Annotated in this window: 17 protein-coding genes; 14 read left to right on the top strand and 3 right to left on the bottom strand. The window is 49.3% G+C overall.

Features of this window, described 5'->3' with window-relative positions; genetic code table 11:
- The first annotated feature begins 1 nt into the window (after position 1).
- From GRF59_RS06340 to GRF59_RS06330, 3 genes are read left to right on the top strand one after another with little or no spacing between them, the layout of a single operon-like run.
- Complete coding sequence (locus GRF59_RS06340) at positions 2–1,210, top strand: Ger(x)C family spore germination protein (RefSeq protein ID WP_160496770.1); 1,209 nt, start codon at positions 2–4, stop codon at positions 1,208–1,210.
- Positions 1,211–1,247: 37 nt separating this feature from the next.
- Complete coding sequence (locus tag GRF59_RS06335; protein ID WP_160496769.1) at positions 1,248–1,499, top strand: hypothetical protein; 252 nt, start codon at positions 1,248–1,250, stop codon at positions 1,497–1,499.
- Positions 1,492–2,655 (top strand): GerAB/ArcD/ProY family transporter, encoded by a 1,164-nt coding sequence (locus tag GRF59_RS06330; protein ID WP_160496768.1) that lies wholly within the window; start codon positions 1,492–1,494, stop codon positions 2,653–2,655. The genes GRF59_RS06335 and GRF59_RS06330 overlap by 8 nt, the downstream gene beginning before the upstream one ends.
- Positions 2,656–2,696: 41 nt before the next feature.
- Here the strand turns inward: GRF59_RS06330 and GRF59_RS06325 are convergent, their stop codons facing one another.
- Positions 2,697–4,007 carry a TrkH family potassium uptake protein gene (locus tag GRF59_RS06325; protein WP_341480017.1) on the bottom strand — a complete coding sequence of 437 codons (1,311 nt, stop codon included), beginning with the start codon at positions 4,005–4,007 and terminating at the stop codon, positions 2,697–2,699.
- A gap of 95 nt (positions 4,008–4,102) precedes the next feature.
- Positions 4,103–5,113 carry a LacI family DNA-binding transcriptional regulator gene (locus GRF59_RS06320; RefSeq protein WP_160496767.1) on the bottom strand — a complete coding sequence of 337 codons (1,011 nt, stop codon included), beginning with the start codon at positions 5,111–5,113 and terminating at the stop codon, positions 4,103–4,105.
- A 299-nt stretch (positions 5,114–5,412) separates the two neighbouring features.
- Between GRF59_RS06320 and GRF59_RS06315 the strand changes: the two genes are divergently transcribed.
- The 10 genes from GRF59_RS06315 (at position 5,413) to GRF59_RS06270 (ending at position 18,985) form a co-directional block, all read left to right on the top strand.
- A complete protein-coding gene (locus GRF59_RS06315) occupies positions 5,413–7,203 on the top strand; it encodes an L-fucose isomerase (protein WP_160496766.1) in 1,791 nt (596 codons plus the stop codon).
- A gap of 99 nt (positions 7,204–7,302) precedes the next feature.
- The gene (locus GRF59_RS06310) at positions 7,303–8,790 is read left to right on the top strand and encodes a rhamnulokinase (RefSeq protein ID WP_341480016.1); all 1,488 of its coding nucleotides are present in this window, start codon (positions 7,303–7,305) and stop codon (positions 8,788–8,790) included.
- Positions 8,791–8,855: 65 nt separating this feature from the next.
- Positions 8,856–9,524, top strand: coding sequence for a class II aldolase/adducin family protein (locus GRF59_RS06305; protein ID WP_160496765.1), 669 nt, complete (start codon positions 8,856–8,858; stop codon positions 9,522–9,524).
- 545 nt (positions 9,525–10,069) lie between these two features.
- Positions 10,070–11,179 carry a sugar ABC transporter substrate-binding protein gene (locus GRF59_RS06300; RefSeq protein ID WP_160496764.1) on the top strand — a complete coding sequence of 370 codons (1,110 nt, stop codon included), beginning with the start codon at positions 10,070–10,072 and terminating at the stop codon, positions 11,177–11,179.
- A 102-nt stretch (positions 11,180–11,281) separates the two neighbouring features.
- The gene (locus tag GRF59_RS06295; RefSeq protein ID WP_160496763.1) at positions 11,282–12,796 is read left to right on the top strand and encodes a sugar ABC transporter ATP-binding protein; all 1,515 of its coding nucleotides are present in this window, start codon (positions 11,282–11,284) and stop codon (positions 12,794–12,796) included.
- Between the two features lie 2 nt (positions 12,797–12,798).
- Positions 12,799–13,797, top strand: coding sequence for an ABC transporter permease (locus GRF59_RS06290; protein ID WP_160496762.1), 999 nt, complete (start codon positions 12,799–12,801; stop codon positions 13,795–13,797).
- 89 nt (positions 13,798–13,886) lie between these two features.
- The gene (gene mtnK, locus GRF59_RS06285) at positions 13,887–15,119 is read left to right on the top strand and encodes an S-methyl-5-thioribose kinase (RefSeq protein WP_160496761.1); all 1,233 of its coding nucleotides are present in this window, start codon (positions 13,887–13,889) and stop codon (positions 15,117–15,119) included.
- A 14-nt stretch (positions 15,120–15,133) separates the two neighbouring features.
- Positions 15,134–16,210 carry an S-methyl-5-thioribose-1-phosphate isomerase gene (gene mtnA / locus GRF59_RS06280; RefSeq protein WP_160496760.1) on the top strand — a complete coding sequence of 359 codons (1,077 nt, stop codon included), beginning with the start codon at positions 15,134–15,136 and terminating at the stop codon, positions 16,208–16,210.
- Between the two features lie 444 nt (positions 16,211–16,654).
- Complete coding sequence (locus GRF59_RS06275; protein WP_160496759.1) at positions 16,655–18,379, top strand: proline--tRNA ligase; 1,725 nt, start codon at positions 16,655–16,657, stop codon at positions 18,377–18,379.
- Positions 18,380–18,424: 45 nt separating this feature from the next.
- A complete protein-coding gene (locus tag GRF59_RS06270) occupies positions 18,425–18,985 on the top strand; it encodes a GNAT family N-acetyltransferase (protein WP_160496758.1) in 561 nt (186 codons plus the stop codon).
- Between the two features lie 69 nt (positions 18,986–19,054).
- Here the strand turns inward: GRF59_RS06270 and GRF59_RS06265 are convergent, their stop codons facing one another.
- On the bottom strand, positions 19,055–19,606 hold the full coding sequence (locus tag GRF59_RS06265) for a GNAT family N-acetyltransferase (RefSeq protein WP_237391655.1): 552 nt from the start codon (positions 19,604–19,606) through the stop codon (positions 19,055–19,057).
- Between the two features lie 200 nt (positions 19,607–19,806).
- Between GRF59_RS06265 and GRF59_RS06260 the strand changes: the two genes are divergently transcribed.
- A complete protein-coding gene (locus GRF59_RS06260) occupies positions 19,807–21,411 on the top strand; it encodes an S-layer homology domain-containing protein (protein ID WP_237391654.1) in 1,605 nt (534 codons plus the stop codon).
- Positions 21,412–21,563 lie beyond the last annotated feature (152 nt).

The following is a 21,563-nucleotide window of genomic DNA, read 5'->3' as shown; positions in this document are numbered from 1 at the left end:
CATGCTGAAGCGCTTTTGGCTGTTGCTGGCTTCTTTTACCCTGCTCCTGCCGCTGAGCGGATGCTGGGATAGCAAATACCTGGATGATCTATCGATCGTGCTCGCGATCGGTATTGATAAGGATCCGAAGAATGAGAAGAACATCAAAGTAACCCTGCAGGTTGTCGTGCCCAATCAGGTTGCGGATTCCCAAAGCGGCGGGAGCAAGGAAGGAATTCCGGTTACCAACTATACGGGAACGGGTGAGACACTGGTCAAGACCTTTCAAAGTATGACTCATCTTACGCCGCGCAGACTCTATTTTTCCCACAACCAGGTCATGATTATTGGAGAGGAAATGGCCCGTAAAGGAGTTGAAAATTTATTTGATATCGTTGACCGCGATCCGGAAATCCGGACGGATTTCGGTGTGCTTATTGCCAAGAATGGTACCGCGGAGGATACCTTGAAGACCATTACTACCATGGAAAAAATCCCCGTTCAGCAAATTTACGGCATGATCAAAACGCTCCATCAGAGAGTTGGATCTATTTATCCGGTTACGATCAGAGAATTGATCCAGTCCATAGAAAGCGATAAAGAGGACCCTGCCATTCCAAGCATTGAAATGATAGGAAATGCGAATGAGGCGCAAAAAAAATCCAATACGGAGCAAATAGAGCCGGAAAATTATCTGCGGATGGACTCGATGGCGATCTTCAGAGACGGTAAACTGATCGGTTTTTTAAGCGAGAATGATTCCAAGGGATTGACGATCGTCAAAAATAAGCTGAAACGGATGATCATTGAAATCCCGGTAGGGGAGAATGAAAAGGTTACGATCTCGCCGATTCACAACCAGACCAAAGTGGAAGCTGTGTTTCGCAATAATAAGCCGATGATCGTGATTAAAGTAGAGCACAAGGCGTCTGTATTGGATAATAAAAGCACCGCGATCAAGCTTCAGGATAACAATCAAATCCGTTGGCTCGAGAAGGAAGCGGAAAGAATCCAACGCAATCTCATCATGAGAAGCATGATGCAGCTCCAGAGAATGAACTGTGATTCGGCAGGTTATGCCAAATTCATCAATCAAACCAGCCCGAAATACTGGAACAAGAACAAGAAGGACTGGGAAGCGATCTATCCTGGCATTCCGCTGCGCGTAGATGTTAACGTCACGATCGTTGGAACGGGTATTCGCACCCGAACCTATCTCGGCGATAAATAACAACGAATATTTTAATGTGCGATTGGGGGTGGCCGAAATGAGTTCTTGGATAGGGATCGTAGTTTCGGCCCTGCTGATAGGGATTATCCAGGGGAATTATTTAAGGCGGGTCGCGAAATTACAGGATTTAATCGCAGCATCTTTGATTTTGACGGCCGGATTAGGACTGTACTTGCTGTTATTGTTTGAAGCGCCCATACCTACACTGACGAAATTGATAGACGAAATGATGGAACCGCTATATATGCCCATAGCGAAATGGCTCATGAAAGGATCAGGAAATGGATAAGGCAAAAATCACTTCCACTCAGTTTGCCATCCTCATGTATATGTACATCCTGGGGACAGCGGCGATTGTACAACCCCATACGATTGCGATCATTGCAGGCTCCGATGAATGGATGACCATGTTGCTGTCCACGTTTATTCAGCTCGGTTTCGGTTGGTTATACATGAAGCTGTCGTTGAAATATCCGGATCAAACCGTCGTGGAATACAGCCAGCAGATTCTCGGGAAGTTTGCAGGGTGGGTGATGGGTTTATTGTATTTGATTTTTTTTCTGATCTTGGACGCATATATCCTGCGCACTGTCAGCGGGTTTCTTGGGTCGGTCATCCTTTTCAGAACACCTCTGGATGTCATCAGTCTGGTGTATATGATCCCTGTTATTTATGGTGTCTTCTTGGGACTTGGGGTGATTGGGAGAGCAACAGAAATACTATTCCCGATTGCGATATTGGTCTTCGTTCTGTCCTCCATCATGCTGATTCCGAAAATAGAAGTGGGCAACCTGCTTCCGATTTTTCCAAACGGGGTCCTGCCTTCCGTTAAAGGGCTATACCCCATCATCGGATTTCCTACGATGGATGTCATTGTGGTCCTGATGTTGGTACGCTTCATCGTCGATAAGAAAAAAACAAGAAAGTATTTTTATATCGCTTCCGTCGCAGCTCCGTTTACATTGGTTCTGATTTCATTGTTTACCATTTCAGTACTTGGCGTCGAGGAAACGATACGTGCACCATACGTCGTGTACGATCTGGCCAAAGAAATCAGAATTGAACGGATTTTTGAACGGGTGGAAGCCGTTGTCGGCATCATTTGGATGAGTACAACATTCGTGAAAATTACACTTTGTTACTATGCCATCACGATAACGACGTTACAGCTGTTCAAGCTTACGTCATACAAGTTCGTCATCGTCCCGTTTCTGTTCGTGGTACTGCCGATGTCGAAATGGGTCATAGATAATCCCGCAGAGCTTGAGTACTTCCTGGGATATGTATATACGATCTTTGCCTTCTTTCCTTGCTTTCTGTTTCCTGTTCTTCTTCTTGTGCTTGGCTCCCTGAGACAACGGAAGAAGAAAAATGCAGCAGAGGGTCAGGGTCAGGAGCAGGTTCAGGAGAAGGAGCAGCAAACAAAAAGCCCGTCAGCCGAATAATCGGCAAGACGGACTTTTTTTTCCTTGCGAGAAGCTTATCGTCAGCCGATAATAATCCGGCCTTCGGGATAATTGTACAGATCTTTTTTACGATCCCGGGAAAGGGCATATATCAAAGTCAGCGGCCCGATCCGGCCGAAGAACATGAGGCATATGATCCAGACCTTCCCGAAGGAAGACAAATGCGTCGTCATGCCCATGGATAATCCGGTTGTTCCGAACGCCGAGGTAGACTCGAAGAGAATGCTCATAAAGTCTTGATGCTCGGTAACGGACAACAGCATGGAGAACACGATGATGAGCAGCAACGATAGCAGCGTCAGGGTGATAGCCTTATAGACGACATCCTTCGCGATCCTTTTACGGAACAATACGACGTCTTCACGTCCGCGCATCATCGAGTGGACCGCACCCAACAAGAGAACGAAGGTCGTGATTTTGATGCCGCCGCCTGTCGAGCCCGGAGCGGCTCCCGTAAACATCAGGAGAATCAGCATAAACTGCGTGGATTGACGGAATGAGCCGATATCGAGCGTCGCCACGCCTCCGGAACGGGTGGTTACCGACTGAAACATGGAGGCAAGGAACTTGCCGCCGCCATGGAGCGGCTTAAGCGTGCTCGGGTTGCTGAATTCCATGGCAAATATGACAAGCGTGCCAACCACAATCAGCGTCAGGGTTGCCGATAGAACCACTTTACTGTGCAGCGACAGTTTGCGTGTGTTCGGAAAATCGATGAGATCAGACAGCACGATAAAGCCGATGCCTCCGAGGAAAATGAGACCCATCATGACAATATTGATGTAGGGATCGTTTACGAAAGGCACCATGCCGCTGAATGGACCGTTTATCGTCCCCATCAGATCGAAGCCGGCATTGTTAAACATGGAAATGCTGTGAAAAATACCGAAATACACCGCGTTGCCAAAGGAAAGATCAAGCGAGAAATAAAAATGGATTGCCAGCAGCAGAGCTCCAGCGAGTTCGACCAGCAATGAATACAGGATAACCTTCTTTACCAGCCGGACAACGCCGTCAATCGTGCTATGATTAAGAGCCTCCTGCAATATCAGCCGCTCGCGCAGCGAAATTCTTTTGTTCAGTACCAGAGCGATTAGCGTGGCCATGGTCATGAACCCGATGCCGCCAACTTGGACCAGCATGACAATGACGACTTGTCCGAAAGTTGAAAATGCCGTCCCGATATCCAGCACCGTCAGACCCGTCACACAGGTGGCCGAGGTTGCCGTGAACAAGGCGTTCAGGAAGGGAATCCTCAACCCGTTCGCGGAGGATATAGGCAAGGATAGTAAAAACGTTCCGAGCGTAATGATCAGAAAAAAACCAATCACCAGAATTTTGGCTGGCGTCAGTATATTTTTCGTTAATTTCTTGGCTTGAATGACATGTCACCTTCTTCATTATACGTTCCTCATATTGTACCCAATTATTTGCCGATTGTCTTGGCTGAAGAACGAATAATAAGTTCGGAAGGTAAAATCACCTTTCTGGCTTCTGGCTGAGAGCTTCCCTGGATCCTTTCGACGAGCAGCTGGATGCCCATGGCACCGAACTGATATGCGGGCTGGGCGGCAACGGTAAGGAACGGGTCAAGTGCGGATGACAGATCAAGATCGTCAAAGCAGACGACCGACATATCCTCCGGTACGCGGATTCCGCGTTTTCTGAGTGCATTGATGACTCCAACCGCCAGAAAGTTGTTGGCTGCAAAAATCGCGGTAGGCGGTGAAGGGTGCTCGAGCAAATGGCTGAGCTGGTCTTCATCTTTGTATTCACGGTAGCTTTTATGAACGACAAGCTTATCGTCGAGCTCGATACCGTGAAGCTGAAGTGCTTCGGCATAACCTTGGTAACGCAAACGGGCGGTGGACACATCAAGCGAGCCATTCACAAGCGCGATACGGCTGTGGCCTAGGCTGATCAGGTAATCCACCAAATTTCTTGCTCCCTGTTTACTGTCCCCGGAAACAATATCGGATTCGATACCCGGAACGGCTCTGTCCATGATGACAAAGGGAATGTTATGGGCGCGAAGTTTTTCGAGATGCTTCAGGGAGTGATCGCCCGCAGGGGCGAAGAGGACGCCGTCGACACGCGTCGAGAGAATCATGTCCACATAATCCTGTTCCTTGTTATAGTCCTCATCGCTATTTCCGAACAGGAGGCGGTAACCAAGCTTTTTGGCGCTGTCTTCGGCACCGCGGGCAAGGCTTGTATAGAACGGGTTCGTAATATCCGTAATCAGTAAGGATAAGATCTGGGTTTGCTGCAGTACAAGACTGCGCGCGTTGGAATTAGGGATGTAGTTCAGCTCTTCCATGACTTTTTTGACCCGTTTGCGTGTCTGTTCGCTAATTCGTCCCGTATTATTAATCACCTTGGAGACGGTCATTGCGGATACGTTGGCTTTTTCAGCAATATCATAAATGGTAACCATATGTAACCCCTTCTTGTATCTATATTGTTCTCATTCTAAAAGAAAATACGGATTGACAGCAACCGTTTTCATTGCTATTTTAAAGTTATCGATAACCTCATTATACATCAATGAAGGCAAAATAAACTACAGCAACCATGCAGCTCTATTTTTGTGAAGATCATGAAAGAATAAATCTGGAGGATCCTGTTTGTATTGCAAAATGAAAGCTGTATTATTTTTATGAATAGGGTTATCGATAACCCTAACGAATGAGCATTGATTCCCATTAACTTATCCATGAGGAGGAAGAAACAGTTATGACAACGAAGGAAGCAAGATGGAAGCAGGAATTTCCTAAAATCGGTATTCGCCCAACCATTGATGGAAGAAGAAAGGGCGTACGTGAATCACTGGAAGATATGACCATGAATCTGGCTAAGTCGGTTTCTTCGTTCCTGAGCGAGAATCTTCGTTACCCAGATGGCTCGAAAGTGGAATGCGTGATTGCAGATTCGTGCATCGGCGGTGTGGCTGAAGCGGCGGCCTGCGCCGATAAATTTGTCAAAGCCGGGGTAGGTGTATCCATTACCGTTACTCCTTGTTGGTGTTATGGTACGGAAACGATGGATATGGATCCTTCCATTCCGAAAGCCATATGGGGCTTCAACGGAACAGAAAGACCGGGTGCGGTATACCTTGCCGCCGTATTGTCCGCCCATGCCCAAAAAGGCTTGCCTGCCTTCGGCATCTATGGCAGAGATGTACAGGATCTGAGCGATCCTTCGATCCCTGAGGATGTGCAGGAGAAATTGCTGCGCTTCGCGAAAGCGGGAATGGCAGCTGCTTTGATGAAAGGGAAGTCCTACTTGGCCATCGGTTCGGTATCCATGGGTATTGCGGGCTCGATGATCGACCCGGATTTCTTCCAGGAATACCTGGGTATGCGCAACGAGTACGTAGATATGTCCGAAATTACACGCCGGGTTGAAGAGGAAATCTACGATCCGGAAGAATATAAAATGGCATTGGCTTGGGTGAAAGAAAACTGTTCGGAAGGTCCGGACAACAATCCTGAACATATTCAGGCTACGCGTGAGAAGAAAGACAAGGATTGGGAAATGGTTGTCAAAATGACGCAGATCGTCCGCGACTTGATGGTAGGCAACGAGCGTCTTGAAGAGCTCGGCTTTGCCGAAGAAGCCATGGGCCACAACGCGATCGTCTCCGGCTTTCAAGGGCAGCGCCAATGGACAGATCACTTCCCGAACGGCGATTTCCATGAAACGATTCTGAATTCCTCATTCGATTGGAACGGCATTCGCGCACCTTATCTGGTTGCAACGGAAAATGATAGTTTGAACGGCGTATCTATGCTGTTTGGCAATCTGCTGACCAATACAGCTCAAATCTTCGCGGACGTGCGCACCTATTGGAGCCCCGAAGCCGTGAAACGTGTGACGGGACATGAATTGACAGGCCTTGGGCAAAACGGTCTTCTCCATCTGATTAACTCCGGTTCGGCTGCGCTGGATGGCACGGGTGAGCAGATGAAGGACGGCAAGCCAGTGATGAAACCTTTCTGGGAGATCACCGAAGAAGACAAGAATAACTGCCTGAAAGCTACCTCTTGGCGTCCTGCGGCAGTGGAATATTTCCGCGGCGGCGGCTTCTCTTCCGATTTCCTGACACGCGGCGGGATGCCTGTAACCATGTCGCGTCTGAATCTGGTCAAAGGTCTGGGTCCTGTCCTTCAAATCGCTGAAGGCTACACCGTAGAACTGCCGGAGGATGTACATGACAAGCTCGACAAACGTACAGATCCGACATGGCCTACGACCTGGTTTGCGCCGAACCTTACCGGAGAAGGATCGTTCAAGGATGTGTACTCCGTTATGGATAACTGGGGAGCCAACCATGGTTCAATCAGCTACGGCCATATCGGCGCAGATCTGATTACGCTGGCATCCATTCTTCGCATTCCTGTCAGCATGCACAATGTCAACGCCGAGCAAATCTTCCGTCCTAGAGCATGGGGAATGTTTGGCACCCATGATCCTGAAAGTGCGGACTATCGCGCTTGCCAGAACTTTGGACCGATGTACAAGTAATTCGGCTTGAATCAGATCATTTGAATTAAAGGGAAGGTAACCCGATCCAAACAGGTCAGCCGGAAACTTTAGTTCATTTCGTATAGATGAGGTGATGAAGTGGGCACACAATCATTGCAAATGATGGCGGTGGATTTCGGCGCAAGCAGCGGCCGGGCGGTGACCGGTCATTTTGACGGCGAGCGTCTGTCGATTCAGGAGGTACACCGTTTCGCCAATGAACCGGTCCAGCTGGGCGATAGGCTGCATTGGGATTTTCTCAGGTTGTTTCATGAACTCAAACAGGGGATGGTGAAGGCCAAGCAGCAGCTTGGCCGCACTCCTGCCTCGATCGCCGTGGATACCTGGGGCGTGGACTACGGCTTGGTTGATCCGAAAGGACAACTGGTGGGCAATCCTGGCCACTACCGGGATTTGCGGAGCGAGCCGGCCATGCGGGAAGCATTAAAGCTGATTCCTGAAGCTGACCTATACGCTCGAACAGGCATCCAATCCTCCAGTATTAATACGGTGTATCAATTGCTTGCGGAAGAACAGCTTTCTTTCGGGCAGAATGCCGGTGACTGGCGGATGCTCTTCATGCCGGACTTATTCCATTATTATCTGTCCGGCGTCATGGCCAGTGAATATACGATCGCTAGTACAAGCGGACTGCTGGATCCGGTAAAGAGGGATTGGAATATCCCGGTTATGGAAACCCTCTCGCTTCCGCCATCGCTGTTTAATCCGATCATTATGCCGGGTACACGTGTAGGGGAGCTTCGGCCGGATATTTGCGCGGAGTTGTCCGTTGATGGAATGCCTGTGATCGCAGCTTCCGGTCATGACACGGCTGCGGCGGTAGCGTCCATTCCTGCAGAAGCCAGCCGTTATGCCTTTATCAGCAGCGGAACATGGTCTCTGATGGGTATAGAGCTGGATGAGCCGATACTTACGGAACGAAGCCGACAACTTCTCTTCAGCAACGAGGGAGGCGCGGAAGGGAAAATCCGTTTGCTCAAAAACATTATGGGACTGTGGCTGTTGCAGGAATGCCGTCGTACCTGGGCGATGGAAGGATATCAGCTTGGCTATGCCGAGCTCACGGAAATGGCGGAACATGCTCCGCGGAATTCAAGTTATATTGATGCTGGAGATGCTGTATTTCTGCCGCCTGGAAACATGCCGCAGCGAATTCAGGAATACTGCCGTGCTACCGGGCAACCAGTTCCGCAATCGCGTCCAGAAATCGTCCGGTGCATATTGGAGAGCCTTGCTTTTAAATATAGACAGACTTTAGGTGAAATCGAAGAATTGACCGGGGAACGCCTGGAACATATCCATATGGTGGGAGGCGGGATTCAGAATCGTCTGCTCTGCCAGCTGACCGCAAGCGTAACCGGCAAAACCGTGATCGCAGGCCCGGTAGAGGCAACCTCCATCGGCAATTTGATGATGCAGGCTAAGGCTCATGGCGAGGTTCACAATCTGGCGGAAATCCGCCAGGTGGTCCGGCAATCCTTCCCGCCTGAAACCTATCTTCCCCAAGATGCAGATGAATGGGAAGAACGTTACCGGAAATATCACCAGTTGCTGGTGCGTCACTAAAAGGCTGGAAGCGGAGGCCTGATACATCCGCTGCAAACCAATGGATAGGAGAGTGTGTTGGAGAGATGACACAATCACTGGAACAGAAAGTGCGGGAAGAACTCACGCTTTATGCCCGCAAGATCGTAGCGAAAGGTTTGGTTGTAGGGCCCGGAGGCAACATTAGCGCCAAGGCAGACGGCTTGATGCTGCTGTCGCCAAGCGGCTTTGCTCTGGAGGATATTGAACCGCATCAATGGATTCGCGTGGAGATTGAGTCCGGTAAAGTGCTCGATACAGATGTGCGCCCTTCGTCGGAAGTACTGATGCATCTTTTTGCTTACCGTGAAAATCCGGCTGTTCAGGCTATCGTCCATACGCATCCTGCTTATTGCATTGCATTGACACTGGTCTCCAAGGAGCTGCCGATGCTGTTCCCGGATCAGGCTGCGCTGGTGGGCGAAGTGACGTTCGTACCTTACGTGGTGCCAACAACTGATGTGCTGGCGAACGCAGTAGCAGCCAAGGTTGTCGACTATAATTCAATCCTGCTGGAAAACCACGGACTTGTAACGACAGGTAAAAATCTGCGTGAGGCTTATTACCGTACTGAGGTTGTCGAGGAAAGCGCCAAAATTTATCTTGCTGCCAAGGCTGCAGGTACGCCGAAAGTACTTACTGATGCAGAGTATAAAGAGATCCAATCTTTGGAAAGCGAAGCGTACCGGGTTCAGCTATTGCAGAAATTACAGTGAAATTATAATTAAACAGTGCTGAATACTTGACATTAATCTTCATCATCCTGTAATGTATGGAAAAACAAACTTGAAAGTTTGCCATACACGAGAAAAGCTGTGACCAAGATCCAAGTTCATTGAATCCCCGTTGTGCCTCAGAGAAGAAACTTTCATTCTGTATGGTTCGTGCACGGTATGAGCTTCTATAAGACTTGCGAGCTGCCGGATGAAAGAATTGCAGATTTGAGTATTCCAGGCCGGGAGAAGCCCGTTATTTTGACTTTAAGAATAGATTCGTGCTGCCATAAGCAGAAGCGAGCCTATTTGAATACAGGGTGGTACCACGAAACACATTCGTTCCCTTAAAGGACGGATGTGTTTTTTCGTATAATGCTTTGTAAAGTGATAGGATTCGAATTCTCTCAATTACTTCCGGTGGTTGGAAGAGAATATGTTAAGACTTTAATGCTTTATATCAGCACATCGGGCGCCGAAATGAGATACCTACCCAGCTACATAAAAGGTTATACGAGATTCAAACATTATAAAAGGGGTGCAGGTTCATGAAGAAAAAGACATTCAGCAAGCTGCTTATCGGTTTATTTGCGGTGGCGGTCGTTGCTACAGGTTGCTCAAGCGGGGGAAGCGGAAGCAAGGCGCCGGAGAAAAAGGTCGTCGAAGGCGTGCCTGACAACATTGCCAAAGACGATCAAGTGAAAATCATGGTTGTCCGTAAAATTGGCGGAGATGATCATACCGCGCAGTTCCTGGCCGGTGCCAAGCAAGAGGGTACATCCATGGGATTCACGGTGGATACCTTCTCGGCAAACGGAGACACAGCCAAGTTCCACGATGCCATCTCCCAAGCGCTGGAGAAAGATTATGACGGATTCATTATTTCACATGGTGATGATGCGGCAACGGTGGAAGACGTGAAGAAGATTACGGCAAAAGGCATTCCGGTCGTAGCATTTGACTCCAATCCGGAATTGGCGAATGTACAGGGCGTAACCCTTACTTCCCAGGATGATGAAAACTTAGCCAAACTGGCATTGACTCAAATGAACGACGAACTTAAAGGACAGGGTAAGATCGTTTACCTGTGGGTCGATGGGTTCCCGCCGATGGTAAGACGTAACGCAGTGTATAAGGAATTTATGACAGCGAATTCCGGAATTCAGGAAATCGAGCGTTTCGGTATAGCTTCTGCCGATACATCCGTACAAACACAAAATGCCGTTGCGGCGATGCTTACCAAGCATAAAAAGGGCGAGATCAGCGCGATTTTTGCCACTTGGGATGCTTTTGCGATCGGAGCGGCTCGCGCGGTCAAAGAAGCGGGACGCGATGAGATCAAAATTTACGGAATCGACGTTTCCAATGCCGACTTGCAAATGATGCAGGAAGACAAAAGCCCTTGGGTTTCAACGGCTGCAGTGGATCCGAAAGTCATCGGACAAGTTGATGTTCGTATGCTGGTGAAGAAAATTGCGGGTGAAGAAGTGCCTCAGACCTATGACCTGGCAGCAACATTGATTACACAGGATAAGCTGAAGACAGCCTCTGAAAGCGTGAATATGGTCAATCTTGCAAAAGTTATGCCGGGCTGGGGCGAAAGCGACGCTTTTGAGGAGCCTTGGATGAAGAACTTGAAAGAAGCTTACGCCAAATAACATAACAAACAGGGCTGAATAGGCCGAACACAGGTTAAGGGAAGTGCTGTTTGACAGCACTTCCCATACTTGCGATGAAATCCTTTTTTAGAAGGTGAAGAGATGGGCGAAGGCAAGCCAATAAAGCTGCAAATGAAGGACATTTCTATTGAGTTCCCCGGTGTTAAGGCACTGAAGAATGTTGATTTTATGACCATGACGGGTACTTCGCATGCCTTGATCGGTGCCAATGGCGCAGGCAAGTCTACGCTGATGAAGGTTCTTTCCGGTGCATACGGTCATTATACCGGTGAAATTTACATTGATGATGAACCGGTACAGATCCGGAATCCCAAAGATGCGAAAGACTTGGGGATTCAAATCGTATATCAGGAAGTCGATACCGCTTTGGTACCTTATTTAACGGTAGGCGAAAACATCATGCTGGATTATAGCGTGAATGATATGGGCAAAAAACAGGTTGTTTCTTGGGGATATATTCATAAACGCTCCAAGGAAATTTTGGACAAGATGAACGTCAAGGTTCCCTCCAAGAAGCTGGTCAGCGAACTGACGCTGGCAGAGAAGCAGATGGTGCTGATTGCTAGAGCCATTTCCAAAACGTGTCGTTTTCTCATTCTCGACGAACCGACAGCGCCTTTAAGTCATTCAGAGACGGAAGAGCTGTTTCGTATCGTCAGGGATCTCAAACAGGAACATGTCGGCGTGATTTTTATTTCTCACCGTCTTCCGGAACTGTTCGAAATTTGCGATGATATTACCGTCATGAGAGACGGGGAATTTGTCGTGAATGAGAGCATGAGGGAGATAAATCAGAATCAGGTCGTTGAGTATATGCTGGGCCGTAAGCTGGGGGATCAATTTCCTCAGATGGACATTCAGAAAGGCGAAACGATATTCGAGATCCGAAACTTCAGCGATGGAGAGAAGGTTCACGATATTAACATTCATGCCAAAAGAGGCGAGATTATTGGTATAGCCGGTCTGGTAGGCGCCGGGAAGACAGAGCTGTGCAAGGCGTTGTTTGGGCTCGGGCGGGCGAATTCGGGAGATATCATTCTGCACGGCAAGAAGCTGCGGCTCCGCAGCCCGCACGATGCGGTCAAGCAGGGGATTGCACTTGTCCCGGAAGAACGGCGCAAGGAAGGGATTTTGGTGGGCGAGTCGGTGGCTACGAACCTTACAGCCGTCAACTTGAAGAAATTTTCTAGGATGAATCTATTCTTGAACTTCAAGAAGGAGAAAGAGGCAGCCCGCGAAATCATACAGAATCTGGGGATCAAGACGCCAGGCGAGAATGTGAGATTACAGAACCTGTCCGGCGGGAACCAGCAAAAGGTGGCCATCGGTAAATGGCTCATGACGGAAGCAGAAGTCTATATTTTCGATGAACCGACCAAAGGCGTCGATGTAGGTGCCAAGAAAGATATATTCGAACTGATATTCCAGCTCGCGCAGCGGGGGAAATGCATTATCTACGCATCCTGCGAGTTATCGGAGATGATGGGAATCACGGATCGCATGTATGTGCTCTATGACGGCATGATTGCGAAGGAACTGCAAACGAGTGAGACCAACGAAGAAGAAATATTGTTCTATTCCACGGGAGGAAAGTAAGCATGAATACAGCCAAAACGATCCAAACCTCGAAGGCTCCCAAGTCATTTGGATTTTTTGATTTCTTATACAAATACGGTACTCTGATCACGATTGCTCTTCTCATCATCGTCTTTGGGGTGATGTCCGACAGTTTCCTGCAGCCGTCCAACATCATTAATATACTTCGTTCCATTTCCATCGTGACCATCATTGCCATCGGGATTACCATTTCGTTGTCCGTCGGCGGATTTGACCTCTCGGTCGGCTCCGTCGCATCCTTTGCCAATGCGCTGGTCATTTCCATGTTCGTATGGCACGGGCAGGGCGTTTGGATGAGCATCATTTTAACGATTCTGATCTGTTTGACGGCAGGAATTATCAATTCCTTCATGATCGTCAAGTTGAAAATTCAGGACATGCTGCTTACGCTGGCCATGATGTTCGTATTTCAGGGGATAGCGCAGACCTATACGAAAGGTGCGACCTTGTCCCAAAACATGATTATGCCGGACGGGTCGTTTTCAACGGGGATCATTAGCCCCATGTTCGCGAAAATTGGTCAAGTTCCATGGATTATTATTATCATGCTTGTCGTGGTTGCCATTGTTCATGTATTCCTGACATACACCAAGCACGGACGTTATATGTACGTTATTGGAGGCAACAGGGAGGCTGCGAAACTTTCCGGGATACCCGTGAACAAGTATCGCGTCGCAGCGTATCTCTTGTCGGCCGTGTTTGCAGCGATCGGCGGGATTATACTGGGCGCCCGCGTGATGACGGCTGAAGTCAATTCAGGCGCTCCTTACCTGATGGATTCCGTTGCCGCGGCTTATATCGGTTTTGCCGTCCTGGGCGCCGGAAAGCCGAATGCAATCGGCACGTTCGTAGGTGCTGTTTTGATCGGAATTTTGCAAAATGGACTGGTTATGCTGAGCGTTCCGTATTATGCTATGGATATTGTCAAAGGTACGGTTCTCGCATTTGCGCTTGCCATCACGTATTACAAAGCCAAATAGATCATATGACCCGCAAAAAACAACTTGTTTCAAGAAACTTGAGAGAGTAAACAGGAGTTCAATGGGTATAGATGAGGAGAGTGGAACGCATGCATCAATACACTGAATATTTTACGATGAACGAATCCGATGTGCTGAATTACGCGTTAACCCAATTGGATGTTTTTGATCGGGATGCCAAGCTCACATGCAAAGAGATCGGGGACGGCAACCTGAACTATGTGTTTCTCGTCGTTGATCCTGCCAGCGGCAAATCTCTCATCATCAAGCAAGCAGGCCCTGTGGCGCGGATTTCGGCCGATATTGAAGTGTCGACGGACCGCAACCGGATTGAGAGCGAAATTTTAAAAATTCAATATGAACTTGCTCCAGGATTGGTGCCGAAATTCTATAAATATGATCCCGTGATGAATTGCTGCGTGATGGAGGACTTGTCCGATCATGACATCATGAGAAAAGCGCTGCTGGAGCATAGACAGTTCCCGTTGTTCGCAGACCATATCACCACGTTCATGGTGAATACGCTGCTTCTTACTTCTGATGTGGTCATGAACCATAAGGAGAAAAAGGACTTGGTGAAAAGCTTCATTAATCCGGATCTTTGCGAAATTTCAGAGGATCTGGTGTATACGGAACCGTTTTATGACTGCCCGCGCAATGATATATTCGAACCTACCCGCAATTTTGCGAAATCATATTTGTGGGAGGATGAGGCACTGTTGCTGGAGACGGCCAAGCTGAAGTTCGAATTCATGAGTCATGCGCAGTCTCTGCTGCACGGTGACCTTCATTCCGGCTCTATTTTTATTAAAGACGATTCAACGAAAATCATAGACCCTGAATTCGCCTTTTACGGACCGGCCGGGTATGATATCGGCAATGTGATCGCCCATTTGCTGTTCGCATACGTGAATGCTGACAGCGTGATGGAGGATACATCCAAGCGTGAAGAGCAGAAGGCGTGGCTTCTCTCCAGTGTGCGCGACGCGATAGATATGTTCCGTGAAAAGTTCCTAAACCTGTTCCGGGAAAAAGCAACTGACCGCTCAGCGCAAATCCCGGGTTTCGATATGTACTATTTGAATGAGATAATTCAAGATACGGCGGCCGTTACGGGGCTGGAGCTGTGCCGAAGAACGCTGGGACTAGCTCACGTAAAGGATATAACATGCATTGAGGATGCCGTTGTAAGAGCCCATGCGGAGAAATTCTGCCTGATCATGGGGAAAAAGTTCATTATGGAACGTTCCGGCATGGTGACGGGTGAGGATTTCGTTCGTGTGGTGACCGAGTGCATCGGCGCAAAGGAAGTACACATCTAAGGAGGTATCAAAAGATGGAGAACAACCGGACGGAGTTTACAATGATTCAATCCGTTATGCTGGATGACGCTAATGATACGCTTTTGATCCTTGATCAAACGCTTCTCCCAAACGAAAAAGTCTACCTGCATGTGAAGGAAATGAAGGATGTATGGGATGCCATCTATAAGCTTAAAGTGCGGGGGGCTCCAGCCATCGGGATTGCGGCGGCTTATGGTCTATATTTAGGTACCAAAGCATCCAAGGCGAACACGTATCAGGAACTGCAAAAGGATTTTATTGAAGTCAAGACGTATCTGGCTTCATCAAGACCGACCGCGGTGAATCTGTTCTGGGCATTGAATCGTATGGAAAACCGTTTCTTACAGGAGGCGGGCAAGACCTTGGCAGCAGTCAAGGAAGCGCTCCGTCAGGAAGCGGAAGAAATCCGTGAGGAAGACGAGCGGGTATGCGAGAGCATAGGCAAACACGCGTTGTCCCTGTTGAAAGAGAATTGGGGAATTCTCACCCACTGCAATGCAGGAACGATAGCTACAGCCAAATACGGCACGGCGTTGGCGCCTATCTATTTGGGGCAGGAGCAGGGCTACAACTTCAAGATATATGCAGACGAGACCCGTCCGCTTCTGCAGGGAGCTCGCCTGACTGCCTGGGAGCTGAAGGAAGCCGGAGTAGACGTCACGTTGATCTGCGACAATATGTCCTCGATCGTGATGAAGGAAGGCAAAGTCCAGGCGGTGCTTGTGGGCTGCGACCGTGTGGCTGCCAACGGCGATACGGCCAATAAAATCGGAACCTCCGGTGTAGCTATCCTGGCAAAACATTATGGCATCCCGTTCTATGTATGCTCGCCGCTCTCAACGATTGACCTGGAATGCAAGACGGGTGACGACATCCATATCGAATTGCGCGCGGATGAAGAAATAACCAGCCAATGGTATGAGAAGCCGATGGCGCCAAAAGATGTACAGGTATATAATCCAGCGTTCGACGTAACGGATCACTCGCTGATTACAGCAATCGTGACGCAAAACGGTATCGCTTACGCGCCTTTTGACGAAAGCCTGCCGAAGATGTTTGCTCAAAAGTGAATTTTCCACAGACGAAAATCCCGCTTGTTCCGATCACATTTGTGTTGCCGGATAAGGGGGTTTTCTTTGTAATGCTTGACATCATTCTTTCCGATCCTGTAATGTATGGAAAACGACCTAGGTTCGTTATACATGTTGAAATGCTATGATCAAGACCCACAGTTCATGAAGTCCCGCTGTGCCCAGAGAAGAAACCCTTGGCTGGAAGGTTTCGCACGCGTCATGAGCTTCCCTATCTTGTGAGCTGCCGGAAGAAAGAAGCTGCAGATTTGAGTATTCCCGGCCGGGTAACCCCCGTTATGTCGCCATGAGGATGGCTTCGAAATGCCCAAGCGCTATCGAAGCCGTTAAAATAGAGGGTGGTACCACGAACACATTCGTCCCTGAACCGGACGAATGTGTTTTTTTGCATACTTTTTAAATCATTTCAAGGAGATGAGCGTCATGAGACAAAAACAAATGCTGCTTCCCACGCTTCGGGAAGCTCCTGCGGAGGCTGAGGCCCTCAGCCATCAGCTGCTGCTTAGAGGTGGTTACATCCGGCAGCTCGCTGCAGGCATATACAGTTATTTGCCGCTCGGAACCCGCGTATTGCATAAGCTGGAACATGTGATTCGAGAGGAAATGGAGGCTTCCGGATTTGATGAACTGCTGATGCCGGCGATGCAGCCTTCGGAGCTGTGGGAGAAGTCGGGAAGATATACGGAATATGGCCCGGAGCTGATTCGGCTCGACGACCGCCATCAGCGCGGCTTCGTGCTTGGTCCGACGCATGAGGAGGTCATCACCTCGCTGGTAGCGGCTGAAGTGAACACTTACAGGAAGCTGCCGCTGCGGCTATACCAGATTCAGACGAAATTCCGAGACGAGCGAAGACCCCGGTTTGGACTCCTGCGCGGAAGGGAATTCCTGATGAAGGACGCGTATTCGTTTGATACGGACTGGCCGGGATTGGATGCATCCTATCGACTCATGGTTGAGGCGTACCACAGGATTTTCGAAAGATGCGGTCTCCTCTTCAAGGCAGTAGAGGCGGAGGCAGGTTCGATTGGCGGCGAAGGCGAAACGCTTGAATTTATGGCGCTTGCCGAGATTGGGGAAGATACAATCGTTTCATGCCCATCTTGCCATTATGCGGCGAATCTGGAGAAGGCGGTCTTTCGCCAGAAGCAAGATTCTAAACTTCCGCTTACGGTTGTTCCGGATATGAAGGAAATCTACACGCCGGATACGAGAACGATTGAAGAATTAAGTGCCTTTTTAGGTGAGAAGCCGGAGTCTTTCTTGAAAACGATGATATATATGGCGGATGATCAGCCGGTTGCCGTTGTGGTTCGCGGAGATCATGAAGTGAATGAATTTAAGCTGAAGAATGCGCTGAGTGCCGCGAATGTGGAGTTGGCGGATGTGGAGATGGTGGAGAAAATCACCGGTGCGCCTCATGGTTTTGCCGGACCTGCAGGCTTGTCCATTCCCGTATATGTGGATATGGATGCTGCAGCTGTACGGGACGGAATGGCAGGAGCAAACCGCAAGGACTACCATGTCCGCCATCTGAGCATAGGCCGGGATTTCGAAGCCGTGGAAACAGGAGATTTCCGGAATTCTGCATCAGGGGATTGTTGTCCGCATTGCGGTGAGGGTTTGGCATTCAGCCGCGGCATTGAGATCGGGCATGTCTTCAAGCTGGGGACCAAGTACAGCAAGTCGCTCGGTGCGACGTTTACCAATCAGGAAGGCAAAGAAGACCTCATGATTATGGGGTGTTACGGGATCGGTGTTTCGCGCTTGATGTCGGCGGTTGCTGAGCAATATCAATCGGAAGCCGGAATTTGCTGGCCGTTGTCGTTGTCCCCGTTCCAGATTCACATTATTCCGGTATCCATGAAGGACGCTGCTCAGGCAGATCTGGCGGAGGAACTGTACAACAAACTACGTCAAGCCGGAATAGATGTGCTGTTGGATGATCGCGATGAGCGTCCCGGAGTAAAGTTCAAGGATGGGGATCTGATTGGAGCTCCGCTGCGCATTATCGTCGGCAAGGCCGCTTCCGAATACCAGGTCGAGTGGGTGAACCGGTTGGACGGAAATGAGAAGGAAATGATCGACGCAGAGGAAGCGTTAGCCAGAGTGAACGAGATTTGTTCCTCTTTTGCGGGTAGACTATAATAAAGGAATTATATGAAGACGAGGTAATATTGGAGGAAAAACAACATGACGATCAGACCGGCAACACGTGAAGACGCAAAACAAGCAGCAAGACTGCTGTATGACGCTTTGCATGATGTGGCTCATCAGCTGACAGGGGAAGAACAAGAAGAGAATGTCGTTCAGGTGCTGGAGGAATATTTTGCTGCAGACAAGGGACGTCTTTCTCATCGCCAGGCGATTACGAAAGAAGTGGACGGCGAGGTTGCGGGTGTCATTATCGTCTACGGTGGAGATCAAATTGCGGAATTGGATCAGCCCATGCTCGATCGGCTGCGGTCAATGAAAAACGATCCCTCCCTTGTACTGGATAAGGAATCGGATGAAGATGAGTATTATATTGACACATTATCGGTTTCCCCATCATTCAGCGGGCAGGGGATTGGCACCAAACTGATCCATGCGGCCGAGGAAAGAGCCAAGGAACGCGGCTACCGTAAAATAGCGATGGCCGTTGTCACGGACAACAGCAGGGCTTATTCTCTATATCTTCACCTGGGCTATGCAGTGGACAAAGAGATCATGATTAACGGCCATGTGTATTACCATATGGTTAAGCAGGTGTAAGACGTTGATATTGAAACAAAACCCGGTCTCTATGAGGCCGGGTTTTGCATTTTCTTTGCATTTTCAGATTTACTGTCCCCAATCCTCCCGGGTAATGGCAAACAGTTTATGATCCTCCCATACTCCATTAATGCGCAAATACCGCTGAGCCAGTCCTTCGCTCCGGAAGCCGGCCTTCTCCATCACCCGCAGGGAAGGCGTATTCCGCGGCATCACGCCCGCTTGAATGCGGTGCAGACCGAGCTCTCCGAATGCGTAACCGACAGCGAGCTTGACGGCATCGGTCATGTATCCCTTCCCTTGCTGTTCCTGTCCGATAAAATAACCGAGATTTGCGTTTTGGAAAGGGCCGCGGGCAATGCCGGTTAACGCAACTCTGCCCACCAACTCATCCGTCCCGGTCAAAAAAATCCCGAATAATTGGGATGATGCCTGCTCGGCATCGCCAGTGCCGGTTAGAATATCCTGCTCCTGGGCTTCCAACGTAAAATACGATGGGTCCCGGATGGGTTCGAAAGGCTGTAAATAATCATGATTACGAATTCTCAGATCAAGCAAAGTCTCAGCGTGCTCCGCGCGTAGATGCTGCAGATACATTTCGCCGTTTTGATTCTTCAACATTGTCATTCCCCCGTGTCTATAAAAATTTGCCGGAAGAAGATTATATGACACCACCGGAAATATATCAAATTTTTCTGGTAGCGCCTTCTGCGTTTTGCTTTACCATGATTTGGTCGTCTACCGCAGCGGACCTTTTTGATAGGATAGAAGAAGCGATTGAAGAATCTTCTAATCTATTTGAAAAAAGCGAGGCATTCCTCTTGAAGAAATTTCATAAAGTTGTAGCGGTTTGTGTGGCGTCAGCAGTCATGCTGGGGGCAAGTAACGGCGTATCGTTCGCCGCACAATCAACCGCTTTGCCGTTTGACGACATTAAAGGCAATTTTGCTGAAAAGGAAATTGTAGAGCTGGTCAAAGAGGGGGTTGTGAACGGAACGGGCAACCGCAGGTTCGAGCCGAAAAAGAACGTGACGCGCGCTGAATTCGTGACGATGGCGGATCGGCTGCTGAAGCTGGAACCGGTTGATGCCGACATGCCTTCTTTTGGCGACGTTTCCTCGAAAAGCTGGTATTACGGCTGGGTTGAGGCGGCAATACAGCTAGGAATCGTGGAAGGGAAGAACAAGACCCAGTTCATGCCCGCTGAACGCATTACCAGACAAGAAGCGGCTGTCCTGATCGTGCGCGCACTGAAGGTCGACCCTGGCAGCAATTCAGGCAACAATCTGCCTTACGCAGATGCGGATAAGGTTGCATCCTGGGCAGCTCCTTATGTGCTCGCAGCGCGCACGCTTGGACTCATGGATGGAGCAAACGGCACATTCCGTCCGACGGACGCCATGACGCGGGCTGAAACAGCTGCGGTACTGGATCGGGTGCTGAAGGACAAGGTATGGAATAAGGCGATTCACGCCAAGACGAATCTGGGTCTCCAGATTGGCTGGCAAAACGGTTTGACGACCACCCAGTTCAAGGAGAAGGTGAGCAGCAGCAATGTCAATACGCTGGTTCCACGCTGGTTTTTCCTGGAGAATACGCAGGTTCCCATCTCCAATCATGCGGACTCCAGTCTTTTGACATGGGCCAAACAAAACAATAAAAAAATCTGGGCTATGCTCGGGAATCACTCCGATTCGGAGTTGACGCATCAGATTCTTTCAGACGAAACCAAGCGAAAAACCGTCATACAAAAACTCACCGGGTATGTCAAGACATATGGGCTGTCCGGGATTAACGTGGATTTTGAAAATGTCAGTCCGGATGACCGTTTATCGCTTACGGCCTTCATTTCTGAGCTTGGCACAAGTCTGCGCGGAGCTGGAGCGGTGTTGTCCATCGACGTATCCCCGGATCTGGGCACGGACTGGACCGAAGCGTTTGATTACGAGGCCCTGGGTCGATATGCGGATTATGTGGTCCTGATGGGATACGACGAGCATTGGGACGGCGATCCCGTAGCCGGTTCCGTCTCTTCGCTGCCTTGGGTCGAGTCGGCACTGAACCGGATGCTGTCGGTGGTGCCTGCATCGAAGACCATATTGGCTCTGCCTTATTATACGCGGGACTGGACCTTGCAATCCGGCGGGGCCACATCCGAAGAGCTTTCTTTGGTCCAGCAGGGGCAGCGCATACGTTCGGTTTATTATAACCGGACATGGGATGCCAACCTTGGTCAGTATGTGCTCAGCTATAACCGTCAAGGCAGCCAGCATCGAATTTGGGTGGAGGATGGCCGTTCCCTGGGTCTAAAAACGATGATGGCCGCCAAAAGAGGCGTTGCCGGATTTGCCTATTGGTATATCGGAGCCGAAACGGACGATATTTGGACCAGCTTGTCCAATGCGACGCGATACGCATCCTATTAAGGCGCATGGAATGGATTTTGCGCATCAACACTCATCATTTGGTTTGCTAGGCAATGGTTACATGCAATAGAGCGAAAGCCCTGTTCTCATCGAGAACAGGGCTTTTTAATCTGGTGAATCTATACATCTGGTGACAGGAACTCACGAGAGGT

Source organism: Paenibacillus dendrobii (genome assembly GCF_009807035.1).
Classification (GTDB): domain Bacteria; phylum Bacillota; class Bacilli; order Paenibacillales; family Paenibacillaceae; genus Paenibacillus_AQ; species Paenibacillus_AQ dendrobii.
Note: the sequence above shows the minus strand (reverse complement) of the source record. Positions and strands in the feature narration are given on the sequence as shown.